The organism is Rahnella sp. AA (assembly GCF_002834385.1).
In the GTDB taxonomy this organism is placed as follows: Bacteria; Pseudomonadota; Gammaproteobacteria; order Enterobacterales; family Enterobacteriaceae; genus Rahnella.
In genome coordinates this window covers 223,322-235,852 of record NZ_PITQ01000006.1, presented here as the reverse complement: position 1 = coordinate 235,852, position 12,531 = coordinate 223,322, and the positions used below count along the sequence as shown (strand labels likewise).

The window sequence follows — 12,531 nt, the reverse complement described above, 5'->3', positions numbered from 1 at the left end:
GCTCACCGCAAAACGATGAGCCGCCGTCAGGATCAGAATATTTTCGAGAATTTGTCGATGTTGCTGGCGTCGTAAACAAACGGTTCAGCCATCGCACCACTGCCGTCCGCATCCAGTTTCACTTTGCCTAAACGGCCCATGCTGGCTTCGGTTTTGGTGGCCGTGCCTTTAACCAGATCGTCTGCCAGGTAGGTTGCCGCGTAACCGAGATCAATCGGGTTCCAGATGGCAAAACTTTTGGTCGCGCCGGATTTCACCGCGCCTGCCATTTCAGACGGCAGACCGAGGCCGGTGACGTAAACTTTGCCGATTTTACCCTGATCTTTCACTGCCTGTGCGGCGGCCACAATCCCGACCGAAGACGGGGAAATAATGACTTTCAGATCCGGATAAGATTTCAATAAGCCGATAGTTTCGCGATAACTTTTATCTGACAGATCATCGCCATAGGCCACAGTCACCAGATTGACGGAAGGATACTTTGGCAGCACCTTTTTCATCTCGGCAATCCACAGATTTTGGTTGGTCGAGGTCGGTGTGGCGCTGAGGATCGCGACATCCCCTTTTTCGACATTCAGCGCTTTCAGTGCATCGGCGGCCAGTTTGACGTTGGTTTCACCAATCAGCGCATTGTTGGACGGATTCAGGTGGATCTGACGGCCTTCTTTGGCGACGCCGGAATCCCAGGATACGACTTTAATGCCGCGCTGCATGGCTTTTTTCAGCACCGGAACCAGCGCGTCCGGGTCGTTGGCGGAAACGGCAATGGCATCAACGCCCTGTGCGATCAGGCCGTTCAGCACTTCAATCTGCGCTTCGGCGGTGGTGGTGGTCGGGCCGGTGTAAATCACTTTTACATCACCCAGCTCTTTCGCTGCCTGCTGTGCGCCCACGTTAGCCGCTTCAAAGAAACCGTTGCCCAGTGATTTCGCCACCAGCGCAATTTTCACTTCAGCCGATGCCGCGCCTGCCAGCAGGATGCTGCTCGCCATCAGGGTGAGGCTCAGTACGTGTTTTAATTTCATTGTTTGTACTCCGCATAAGTCTGCATAAAGTTTAACGACCCAAAAGTTGCCGGCGCGCCAGGCGCATGATCACGACTCTAGGAGGTTGCCGGCGGGCTGACCTTTCCGCGAGTGCCAGTCCGGCGTTAACTATGGCAAAGACACAAAGGTCTGGGAGAACAACCTCACAAATTGATAACATTCTTATTGGGAGGGCGCGAAACGGTCAGAAAAACACAGATTAACCCTGGGGGAAAATCCGATCAGAATTAGGTGTAAAGCTAAGTAGTGCGCCGGATTGGGCCGGATCGGTTCGGGGAATAAAGGTTTTGTTCAAAAGCGATTGGCGGATCACAATTTCAGGCCAATGGCTGCCCCGGCGCGGACTAAGATATTACGATAATGTTAATAAGGAGTCGGAAATGACCGTGTTACGCAGTAGTGAGTATTTCCCCTCAGGAGATTTCCCGGTCACCATTGAACCACGTTATCCGCAGGAAACTTTTCCTGAGCATCATCACCAGGATTTCAACGAGATTGTGCTGGTCGAACAGGGCACCGGGACGCACGTTTTTAATGATCATCCGCTGATCCTCAGTGCGGGCAGCGTTTGCTTTGTGCGCCACTGCGACCACCATCTTTATGAAGATACCGATAATCTGCATCTGACTAACGTGCTGTACCGCAGCCCGAATGCATTTCGTTTTCTCAGCGGTCTCAGCGATTTATTGCCGAAGGAAGTCGATGGCATTTATCCGGCACACTGGCGTATCAGCCCGAATCAGATTGTGCAGGCCAAAACGCTGATCGACTTGCTGGCACAGGCACCGGCCCGCCAGTCCCCTGAATTACAGGCGCAGCAGGAATTGTATTTTATGCAGCTCTTATTGCTGCTGCGCCAGGGCCGCCGGGATGTCGGCTATCGCGGGCAGGGCGGCGACCTGAATAATCTGCTGGACTGGATGAATGAGCATTACGACGAAGAGATCAACTGGCCGGTGCTGGCGGAACAATTCTCCATGTCCCTGCGCACGCTGCATCGCCAGATGAAACAGCAAACCGGCTGCACGCCGCTCAATTACCTCAACCGGCTGCGCCTGCTCAATGCGCGCAACATGCTGCGTTTCAGCGACAGCCCGATCACCGAGATCGCCCATAACTGCGGTTTTTGCGACAGCAATTATTTTTCTACCCTGTTTAAACGCGAATTTGGGTATGCGCCCCGCAGTATCCGGCAGTGATCTTCGCTCTTCTTAATAACTCCCTCTGATTTGCAAAAATGTTATGTCGGGCAGACCGACCATGACATTTTTGCCATTTCTCAAAATCAACTGGCAACCACGGAAAGGTAAAAATGGTGCGGATAGAACAGTCTGTTAAAACTTCACAAAAAAGAACTTATTTTTTAACAATCCGTTCATCACCTCTATCCGGTCTTTGGAGACTCTTTACATGAGCACAGTTCAAAAACGTATGTACATCAACGGCGAATTCGTTGAAAACACCGGCGGTAAGTGGATTGACGTGGTAAATCCGGCCACAGAACAGGTGATTTCGCAGATCCCTGAAGGCTCGGCGGAAGACACAAAAAAAGCCATTGATGCCGCCGAAGCCGCGCAGCCGGGCTGGGAAGCCTTGCCTGCGGTGGAGCGTGGTGTGTGGCTGCATAAAATCGCTGCCGGGATCCGCGAACGTGAAGCCGAACTGACCGAAACCATTATTGCCGAGGGCGGCAAAACCTACGGCCTGGCGCAAACCGAAGTGCTGTTTACCGCCGATTATCTCGATTACATGGCTGAATGGGCGCGCCGTTACGAAGGCGAAATTATTCAGAGTGACCGGGCTAATGAAAACATCTTTGTGTTCCGCAAAGCCATCGGCGTGACCACCGGCATTCTGCCGTGGAACTTCCCGTTCTTCCTGATTGCGCGCAAAGCGGCTCCGGCGCTGATCACCGGCAATACCATCGTGATTAAACCGAGCGAAATCACGCCGAATAACGCGGTGATTTTTGCTGAAATCATCCACAAAATTGGCCTGCCTAAAGGCGTGCTGAACATTGTGACCGGCTACGGGCCGACCGTCGGGCAGGAACTGGCCGCCAACCCGAAAGTCGGAATGGTTAGCCTGACCGGCAGCGTCGCCGCCGGTATCGCTACCATGACCGCCGCCGCGCAGAACGTGACAAAAGTGTCGCTGGAGCTGGGCGGTAAAGCCCCGGCGATTGTAATGAATGATGCTGACCTGGAGCTGGCGGTTAAAGCTATTGTCAGCTCACGCGTGATCAATACCGGGCAGGTGTGTAACTGTGCGGAGCGTGTTTACGTGCAGGAAGGCGTGTACGACGAATTCATTTCGCGTATCAGCGAGGCGATGAAAAAAGTCACGTTCGGCAACACCGCTGAACAAAAGGATTTGGATATGGGGCCGCTTATCAGCGGTGCGGCGTTAAAACGCGTCGAGGACAAAGTGGCGAAAGCTGTTTCGCAGGGGGCAAAAGTGCTGCTGGGCGGAAAACGTCACGGCGACAAAGGTTTCTTCTATCAGCCGACGGTGCTGGTGGATGTGAAGCAGGACATGCCGATCATGCATGAAGAAGTGTTTGGCCCCGTGTTGCCGGTTGCGACGTTCAAAACGCTGGAAGACGCGATCGCGATGGCCAACGACAGCGAATACGGGCTGACGTCTTCGATCTATACCTCAAATATCAATACCGCGATGAAAGCGCTGAAACAGCTGAAGTTCGGGGAAACCTACATCAATCGCGAAAACTTCGAAGCGATGCAGGGCTTCCATGCGGGCTGGCGTAAATCCGGCGTCGGCGGTGCAGACGGTAAACACGGTTTGCAGGAATACCTGCAGACACATGTGGCCTATTTGCAGTTCCACTGAGGTTCCGCCCGCCGTTTTAACTGACTTATCCGCAACTCTTAAACCGGAGCAGGGAAACCTGACTCCGGCTTTGTTTTTGCTTAAAATAAGTTCTGAAAATATAAAAAATCTTATTTGATGCAAAGCGTCATTTCATGTAAATCAGGTGTGCACCCGGTGTGTCCTGACTATTTATTGCGAGTGAGCACGACAAAATGAGCGTGATACAGAGCCTTATCAAACAAGCTTTTGGCACCACGAACGGTCATGAGGCCGCCAGTTTTCTGGCCAGCGCCTGCAACCGGATGAAGACGATGGATAAAATATCCATCGCCCGCGAAGTGGAAAGTGCGCTCAAAGGCGTCAGTTTTAGCCGTTCCGAGGCGGAGAACGGTGCAAAGGCGAAAACAAAAACGGTTTATAAGGATACGGCCGTCACGCTCGAAAAACTGGCTGCATTGGAAAAACAGGTGCGCAGCCTGACGAACGAACTCGCCGTCGCGCGCACTAAAGTCAGCATGGGTAATCCCGCAGATTCTGAGCAGATGAAAGCCGAGGTTATCCGCCTGAATACGCGGGTCGCCGAGCTGCAACGCCAGTCAGAAATCCAGAGAAAACAGTACGCGGACGATCTGGCCCTGATCCGCTCGCGCCAGCAGACGAGCGGGAGATCAAAGTCTGCTGAGCTGGATGCGGCCAATGAACTGATCACCTACACCGGCAACCAGATGGTGGCGCTGGCCGCCGCGCGCGATTCCCTGCAACAGCGTTTAAACCTGGTGGAAACTGAATCTGAACGCCGCGTGCTGGAAGAAGAGGATAAGCGCCACGCGGCAAACCGCCGGGCTGATGGAAATTACGCACTGCTCGGGCAGCAAAAAGAGCTGACCGCTGAGGCTAACCGTAAAATTACGCAGTTGCGTGCAAGCCTTAAACTCGAAGAGTTCGAAGGGCAGTCGGCAAAAACTGAAACAGCGAAACTGAAAAAACAAATTGCTGAGCTGGAAGATGAAAACAGCCGGTTAGCGGAGGAAGCTCGTAATAATTATGATGATTGCGAACGGCTGAGTAACGCGCTGGACAGGATTGACAGAGAGTTTGCGGCGTATAAAGACAAGAAAGAACGTTTCACCGGGTGGATCCACGTTCCGGGCGCCATGATGAGCCTCGCCGTCGCCGGGCTGGTGATGTATTCGGATGCACAACCCGGACATCTGCTCGATAGCCTCACTCCCGCCGTACTGCTCGGGAGTGTGGTGTACGCGCTTTCCCATATGATCGCAATGATTACATCGGGCCGGAAAGCCTAACAGCACCGGCAAATGCTGCCCTCTTTACTTCAATGCCCCCTGCGCGGCCTGTTCAATCAGTGCTGCCACGTCTTTTGGATGTGATTCATACACTGAATGGCTGGCCCCTGCGATTTCAACCGTGTGGCTGTGTGCGCGTTTGGCGTACATGCGCTCTAAATCCGGGTTAATAATTTTGTCGGCCTTCGCCACCATGTACCAGCTTGGTTTCACTTTCCACGCCGGATCCGGGATGTTGGCAGTGAATACGCTGGCAGACGTCAGCATCTGTGCCTGCGCTTCGAATTCAGCCTGTTTGCGTGGCAGGTCGGCCGCAAAGTCAGACGGGAAATTGGCCGGATTGATATACAGGAAGCCGTCCGGCGTTTTCACAAACGGATGTGCCGTATTCGGGAATTTCTTGCCGTTTATCGCTTCGGTTTCGCCGTTATCCAGCGCATGCGCCGCAATATAAACCAGCCCCGCCACGTGCGGATCGTTACCCGCTTCGGTAATAATCGCGCCGCCATAGCTGTGCCCGACCAGGATCGCCGGGCCATTTTGCATATCCAGAATGCGTTTGGTTGCAGCGACGTCTTCCGGGAATGACGTCAGGGGTTCCTGCACCAGCGTCACTTTATAACCATCATGCGTGAGAATGTCGTATACCGGGCGCCAGCCTGAGCCGCCAACAAACGCACCGTGAACCAGCACAATATTTTTTACCGGTGCTGCCGTGGCCGCCTGGGTACCGAATGCCGCCGCTGCGGCGACCAACAATGTTGAAGCTAAACGTAAACGCATTGCACTACCTCTTTCGCTTAATCAGAAATGAACATCAGGGTGTGATGCCACTTTGGGCCTGACGCTCTGACAGGGAAGTGACATGACTATGACAAAATCGTCATGAAGGATTGCGCCGGCATAAAAGTGTGAAAGCGTTTTCCCCGATTTAATTGTGGGTATTTCGGCTGACGGAGGTCATCTCCATTTTATATCTTTTGTAAAGACAGCCTGGTTCCAATAACCGGTACTTATTGGGTAAAAAAAAGACGATGAATATTCCGCAGTCTCAGAATTGTGGTCTATATTTATTCTCAGACCCGTTTTTCAGGGCGAATTTCGAAAGTCGAAAGGCAAATTATTCATCCGAAGGTTTGTGTGGATTAATACCTTATTAGGATGTTTTTGCTTATTCGATAAATTTTTATTTATCATAGTGTTAAATATAGTGTAATCGCTACCATCTCAGTTTCTATCAAGGCCGTGCGACTGTCGTTGAAATTTTCGAACGAAAGCCGGGTTTTATTCTATTTGAGAGAAATTACATCAGAAGTGAATTAAGCCCACGATGTCTGGGCGGGGATTTAAATTGAAATCTGGTTTCAATGCACTCTGCGTGCGGTATTTTGTTAAAAAGTTATATTTGTAAAGTTGCGTATGTACTAACAGGAAGAAAAAAACTATAGTGACGCCCTTCACCGCTCTCAATCAGATTGGTCGATTTTTGTCTACTTCTAATGTCTAAAATTGAGATGTGAGTCGTTTTTTTTGACTCGACCTTTTAACTTAAAACAAAAGAACTCATAAAGTGAACGCCAAAACCTCTGCTTTTATTTTTACCTTTTTGTCATTTCTTACGCCAGTTTCAGTCAGTTACGCCCAGACAGCCACAGCGTCACCCGATAAAGATCAGGACGACAATGCCGATTCCTCTTCCCTGATGGTGATCAAGCGTGAAAGCACCGGCGGTTTGTCCGAATTAGACACGCCAGCAGCGGTCAGCGTGATTGATGGCGACGATTTCAGAAACAGTAAAGCGCAGGTCAACCTGTCTGAAAGCCTGGGCAGCGTTCCCGGTCTACAGGTGCAGAACCGTCAGAACTACGCGCAGGATTTACAGCTTTCCGTTCGCGGATTCGGCAGCCGTTCCATGTACGGCGTGCGCGGCGTGCGTATTTATGTTGATGGCATTCCGGCCACCATGCCAGACGGGCAGGGGCAAACCTCCAATATCGACCTGAATTCTGTTGATCGCGTTGAAGTCCTGCGCGGGCCGTTTTCGGCGCTTTACGGCAACTCTTCCGGCGGCGTGGTGAACGTGGATACCCAAACCGGTTCCCAGCCTACCAAACTCGAAGCCGGTACCTATTTCGGCAGCTACGGTTCTTTCCGTAACAGCATAAAAGCCAGCGGCGCAACCGGCGACGGCACGCACGCGGGTGATGTGAATTACCTGATTTCCGGATCGCGTTTCACCACCGACGGTTACCGTGACCACAGCGGTACGCAGAAAAACCTCGGTAACGGCAAACTGGGCGTGCGTATCGATGACGCGAGCACCCTGACGCTGATGTTTAACAGCGTGTCCGTGGATGCGAACGATCCGGGCGGGCTGACTGAATCTGAGTGGCACGCTGATCCGACGCAGGCCAAGCGAGCCGATCAGTACAATGCCCGTAAGAGCCTGGATCAGACACAAGTTGGTTTGCGCTACCAGCGTCAGATGGGCGAGAACGACGAGTTCAGCCTGATGACATATCACGGCGAGCGTCACACCACGCAGTATCAAACCATTCCTGCCGCAACGCAGAAAAACCCGCTGAACGCAGGTGGCGTGATTGTGCTGGAGCGTAAATATTCCGGTGTGGATACCCGCTGGAAACATGACGATCAGATCGGCTCCGTACCGTTCTCCGTCACCGGCGGCCTGGATTATGAAACCATGACCGAGCGCCGTTTCGGTTATGAGAACTTCGATTCTGATGGCGATTTGGGCGTGAAGGGCAACGAGCGCCGTAACGAAAAGAACGTGATGTGGAACCTTGACCCGTATCTGCAAACCACGTGGAACCTGACCCCGCGCTGGACGCTGGATGTCGGCGCGCGCTACAGCACCGTCAATTTCGATTCAACGGATTACTACATCACCGGCAGCAATCCGGATGACAGCGGTTCACGCCGTTATCACAAACTGTTGCCGATGGCGTCCCTGAACTTTGCGGTCACGCCAACGCTGAATACGTATGTGTCTGCGGGACGTGGTTTTGAAACGCCGACCATTAACGAGCTTTCTTACCGTACTGACGGCAAGTCTGGCCTGAATCTGGATCTGCAACCGGCGACCAGCACGACGGTTGAAGTCGGCAGCAAATGGCGTGTGGGCAACGGTTTAGCAACCGCCGCCGTGTTCCAGACCGATACCGATGATGAGCTGGTGGTGGCCGAAAGCATCGGGGGCCGTTCGAGCTACATGAACGCCGGGAAAACCCGCCGTCGCGGGCTGGAGCTGTCATTAGATCAGCAGTTCGAAGAGAACTGGCGCCTGAAAATGGCCTGGACCTTGCTCGATGCGACATTCCGCAACGAAACCTGCGGCGCGGGCGACTGTACGCCAGCGGGTAACCGTCTGCCGGGGATCGCCCGCAATATGGGCTACGCCTCGCTGGAATGGGCACCGGTTGATGGCTGGCACGCTGGCGCAGATGTCCGCTATATGAGCGACATCGAAGTGAATGATGAAAACAGCGAACAGGCTCCGGCGTATACCGTCGCCAGCGTGAGTGCGGGCTACCGCTTCAACTGGAGCAAAGTGACGCTCGACCTGTTCACCCGCGTCGACAACCTGTTCGACAAAAGTTATGTCGGTTCCGTGATCGTAAATGAAGGCAATGGGCGCTATTTCGAACCGGCGCCTGGCAGGAACTACGGTGGCGGAGCTACGCTCTCTTATAGCTTCGAATAAGTTTTACGTTTTTCAGTCAGTCACAGAAGTTCGTTTTAATTCAGTAAAAAGTACCCCGCGAAGCTGCCAGACGCCTGCACGTATTTACGCTGGCAGCATTCGCAAGGCATGACGCCCGTGTAAACCGGGTGTTCTTGAAGATTCAGCGCACCTGAATCGACGATTATAAAAATCTGTAAGGTCATCAACTATGGAAACGAAAGCCTCGTTATCACGCATCGTCGTAATAATTACCGCTTTGTTCGCCGCGTTAAGCGGGATTTATCTTTTAGTCGGCGGTATCTGGCTGGCGAAATTAGGTGGTTCTCTTTATTACATTATTGCCGGTGTGATTTCGCTGGTTACTGCGTGGCTGCTGTTCCGCCGTCGCTCCTCTGCATTATTGCTGTACGCCGTGTTCTTGTTCGGTACCACCATCTGGGCTGTGTGGGAAGTGGGCACTGACTTCTGGGCGCTGACACCGCGTCTGGACGTCACCTTCTTCCTCGGCCTGTGGATCCTGCTGCCCGTCGTTTATAACCAGATGATCGCTAAGAACGCTTTCGCGCGTGGCGCACTGGCGCTGTCGCTGGTGTTCACCGTGATCGTTCTGGGTTACTCCATCTTCAACGACCCGCAGGTCATTAACGGGACGATTAAAGCGGCAGATTCTGCGCCTGCAAAATCGGATTCCGGTATTCCTGACGGTGACTGGCCTGCGTATGGCCGTACTCAGGGCGGTACCCGTTACTCGCCGCTGAGCCAGATCAACGATCAGAACGTCAGCAAGCTGGATGTGGCCTGGACTTTCCGCACCGGCGACCTGAAAACGGCTAACGATCCGGGTGAAATCACCGATGAAGTGACGCCAATCAAAATCGGCGACATGCTTTACCTGTGTACGCCACACCAGAAACTGTTTGCTCTGGATGCCGCGACCGGTAAAGAGAAGTGGAAATTTGATCCGCAGCTCAACTCCAACCCGACTTTCCAGCACGTAACCTGCCGTGGTGTGTCTTATCATGAGACCACGCCAGCCGCGCAAGGCACCGAAACTAACGGCGCAGCACCTGCTGTTTGTTCACGTCGGATTATTCTGCCTGTCAACGATGGCCGTCTGTTCGCACTGGACGCTGAAACCGGCGCACGTTGCCCGGCATTCGGTAACAACGGTGAGCTGAACCTGCAAAGCAACATGCCTAACGCGGTTCCGGGCCACTACGAGCCGACTTCACCGCCAATCATCACTAAATCTGTGATCATTGTTGCCGGTGCGGTAACCGATAACAACTCAACCCGCGAGCCTTCTGGCGTGATCCGTGGTTTTGACGTTGAGACCGGTAAACTGCTGTGGGCCTTCGATCCGGGCGCGTCTGATCCGAACAAGCTGCCTGCTGAAGGCGAGCACTTCGTGGCGAACTCCCCGAACTCATGGGCTCCGGCGTCTTATGATGACAAACTGGATCTGGTTTATCTGCCAATCGGCGTAGCTACTCCGGATATCTGGGGCGGCAACCGTACGCCAAATATGGAACGTTTCGCGAGCGGCCTGCTGGCGCTGAACGCGTCCACCGGTAAACTGGCGTGGTTCTACCAGACTGTTCACCACGATCTGTGGGATATGGACGTTCCGGCGCAGCCGACGCTGGCTGATATTACTGACAAGAGCGGCAACAAAGTTCCTGCGATTTATGTACCGACCAAAACCGGTAACATCTTCGTGCTGGACCGTCGTGACGGTAAGCTGATTGTTGATGCGCCTGAAAAACCTGTTCCGCAGGGTGCGGCGAAAGGCGACCATGTGTCTCCGACTCAGCCATTCTCCAAACTGACCTTCCGTCCTGAAGCCAAACTGACCGGCAAGGACATGTGGGGCGCAACGATCTACGACCAGCTGATGTGTCGTGTGATCTTCCACAAACTGCGTTACGAAGGGACGTTCACGCCGCCTTCCGAGCAGGGCACGCTGGTATTCCCGGGTAACCTGGGGATGTTCGAGTGGGGCGGTATTTCTGTGGATACCGATCGTCAGGTGGCTATCGCTAACCCGATCGCTCTGCCGTTCGTGTCTAAACTGATCCCACGTGGCCCGGGTAACCCGATCGAGCCAGATGCTAACGATAAAGGCGGTTCCGGTTCTGAGTCTGGTATCCAGCATCAGTACGGCGTGCCTTACGCGGTCACCCTGAACGCATTCCTGTCTCCGCTGGGCTTCCCATGTAAACAGCCTTCATGGGGTTACATCTCCGGCGTTGACCTGAAAACCAACGACATCGTGTGGAAAAAACGTATCGGCACCGTGCGCGACAGCTCACCGGTTCCGCTGCCGTTCAAAATGGGTATGCCAATGCTGGGCGCACCGATTTCTACTGCCGGTAACGTGTTCTTCATCGCGGCAACCGCAGACAACTACCTGCGCGCGTTCAACATGAGCAACGGTGACAAACTGTGGGAAGCCCGTCTGCCAGCTGGCGGCCAGGCCACCCCGATGACTTACTCTGTGAATGGCAAACAGTACGTTGTTATCGCAGCCGGTGGTCACGGATCGTTTGGCACCAAACTGGGCGATTACATCATCGCTTACGCACTGCCCGACGCGAAATAATCCGCGTTTGAAGAAAGTGAGAAGTTAATGGAAAGGCCGCGAAAGCGGCCTTTTTTTGCCTCTATGATATCCCTTTCAAAATCCATCTCATGGTTTCTGCTGTTCTGCCGATACTCTCTTAATCTTTGAATTCGGGTATAATTTTTACTCTGCGGCCAGAATGTTTTATAAGGCATGCGCGGCAGTTCGCCCATAAACAACAAGGAAAAATGAAATGACCGACATGGATGTAAAGATCAGTGAGAACAATATCGTTTCACCTTCGATCAATCGCCTGATAAAAAACGGCTGGGCGGCCGCAGTGGCTTCGGCGCTGATTACCGTTGCGCTGGATGTTTATTTCTGGATGAGCGGCGTCCGGGCTGTACTCGTCTATTTCAACCTTATTTATGTGCTCGTAAGCTGTGGTCTGGCATACGGTATTTACCGGCGCAGCAGGGTTTGTGCGGTGCTGATGCTCTTGCTGTTTGTGCTGGATAAAGTCTATGCGCCCGTGACGTACAGCAGCGGTAATATCGTATTCTTCGTCATGTTTATGATGTTTTTTTCCGGCGGTGTTGTTGGCACGTTCTGGTATCACTCAAAAGCGCGTTCGCAGGATGTCAGCGGCACGAAAGTGATGTTACTCACGGCGCTGTGTGCGGCGATATGCATCGGATTCGTTGCCAGCGTGAAATTCCTGACGACCGATTCGCCGCAGAAAGCCTGGCACGAATTCCACCAGCAACTTGACAAGGCCAATGCCAAAGGCAACTTCCCGGCCAGGCTTGATTATTACACCGTTGTGCAAAGTGCCGAGCTCAGTGATAAAACGCTTATTTATACCTACTCCGTCGAGAATACCCGTCTGGCTGATATCAGCGATTCTCAGCTCGAAACCCAAAGCCGGGCTAATTTTGCGCGTGCTTACTGCGCGGGCAATATGGTGCAAAAATATGGTCTGCAGGTTGAATACGTGTATACGCAAGGGTTGACTGAAAAATCGTATTCCTACAATAAAAAAGATTGTATGGATTAAGTCATTAGCGGGTATTTCAG

8 protein-coding genes are annotated in these 12,531 nt (G+C 52.9%); 6 read left to right on the top strand and 2 right to left on the bottom strand.

What is annotated here, in order from left to right:
- Positions 1–32: 32 nt before the first annotated feature.
- Positions 33–1,025 carry a rhamnose ABC transporter substrate-binding protein gene (rhaS, locus tag CWS43_RS16190; RefSeq protein WP_013578029.1) on the bottom strand — a complete coding sequence of 331 codons (993 nt, stop codon included), beginning with the start codon at positions 1,023–1,025 and terminating at the stop codon, positions 33–35.
- A gap of 401 nt (positions 1,026–1,426) precedes the next feature.
- Between rhaS (CWS43_RS16190) and rhaS (CWS43_RS16185) the strand changes: the two genes are divergently transcribed.
- From rhaS (CWS43_RS16185) to CWS43_RS16175, 3 genes are all read left to right on the top strand, one after another.
- Entirely contained in the window at positions 1,427–2,245 is an 819-nt protein-coding gene (gene rhaS, locus CWS43_RS16185; protein ID WP_101078041.1) for an HTH-type transcriptional activator RhaS, read from the top strand.
- Positions 2,246–2,456: 211 nt separating this feature from the next.
- A complete protein-coding gene (gene aldA, locus CWS43_RS16180) occupies positions 2,457–3,896 on the top strand; it encodes an aldehyde dehydrogenase (RefSeq protein WP_101078040.1) in 1,440 nt (479 codons plus the stop codon).
- Between the two features lie 194 nt (positions 3,897–4,090).
- On the top strand, positions 4,091–5,185 hold the full coding sequence (locus CWS43_RS16175; RefSeq protein WP_101078039.1) for a hypothetical protein: 1,095 nt from the start codon (positions 4,091–4,093) through the stop codon (positions 5,183–5,185).
- Between the two features lie 24 nt (positions 5,186–5,209).
- On the opposite strand, the gene CWS43_RS16170 is transcribed toward CWS43_RS16175, so the two are convergent.
- Positions 5,210–5,968 (bottom strand): alpha/beta hydrolase, encoded by a 759-nt coding sequence (locus CWS43_RS16170; protein WP_101078038.1) that lies wholly within the window; start codon positions 5,966–5,968, stop codon positions 5,210–5,212.
- Positions 5,969–6,755: 787 nt separating this feature from the next.
- Between CWS43_RS16170 and pqqU the strand changes: the two genes are divergently transcribed.
- The 3 genes from pqqU to CWS43_RS16155 all read left to right on the top strand — a co-directional run bounded on the left by pqqU (position 6,756) and on the right by CWS43_RS16155 (position 12,511).
- Positions 6,756–8,909, top strand: a complete 2,154-nt coding sequence (gene pqqU / locus CWS43_RS16165) for a TonB-dependent receptor PqqU (RefSeq protein WP_101078037.1) — start codon at positions 6,756–6,758, stop codon at positions 8,907–8,909.
- 190 nt (positions 8,910–9,099) lie between these two features.
- Positions 9,100–11,493: a glucose/quinate/shikimate family membrane-bound PQQ-dependent dehydrogenase gene (locus CWS43_RS16160; protein ID WP_101078036.1), complete on the top strand. Its 2,394-nt coding sequence runs from the start codon at positions 9,100–9,102 to the stop codon at positions 11,491–11,493.
- A 214-nt stretch (positions 11,494–11,707) separates the two neighbouring features.
- Positions 11,708–12,511, top strand: coding sequence for a hypothetical protein (locus CWS43_RS16155; RefSeq protein WP_101078035.1), 804 nt, complete (start codon positions 11,708–11,710; stop codon positions 12,509–12,511).
- The last annotated feature ends 20 nt before the right edge of the window (positions 12,512–12,531 follow it).

Excerpts from the sequence above, each read along its gene's own strand:
- CWS43_RS16170 (WP_101078038.1), bottom strand. The coding sequence starts at position 5,968 with ATGCGTTTACGTTTAGCTTCAACATTGTTGGTCGCCGCAGCGGCGGCA.
- rhaS (WP_013578029.1), bottom strand. The coding sequence starts at position 1,025 with ATGAAATTAAAACACGTACTGAGCCTCACCCTGATGGCGAGCAGCATC.
- CWS43_RS16160 (WP_101078036.1), top strand. The coding sequence starts at position 9,100 with ATGGAAACGAAAGCCTCGTTATCACGCATCGTCGTAATAATTACCGCT.
- rhaS (WP_101078041.1), top strand. The coding sequence starts at position 1,427 with ATGACCGTGTTACGCAGTAGTGAGTATTTCCCCTCAGGAGATTTCCCG.
- CWS43_RS16175 (WP_101078039.1), top strand. The coding sequence starts at position 4,091 with ATGAGCGTGATACAGAGCCTTATCAAACAAGCTTTTGGCACCACGAAC.
- CWS43_RS16155 (WP_101078035.1), top strand. The coding sequence starts at position 11,708 with ATGACCGACATGGATGTAAAGATCAGTGAGAACAATATCGTTTCACCT.
- aldA (WP_101078040.1), top strand. The coding sequence starts at position 2,457 with ATGAGCACAGTTCAAAAACGTATGTACATCAACGGCGAATTCGTTGAA.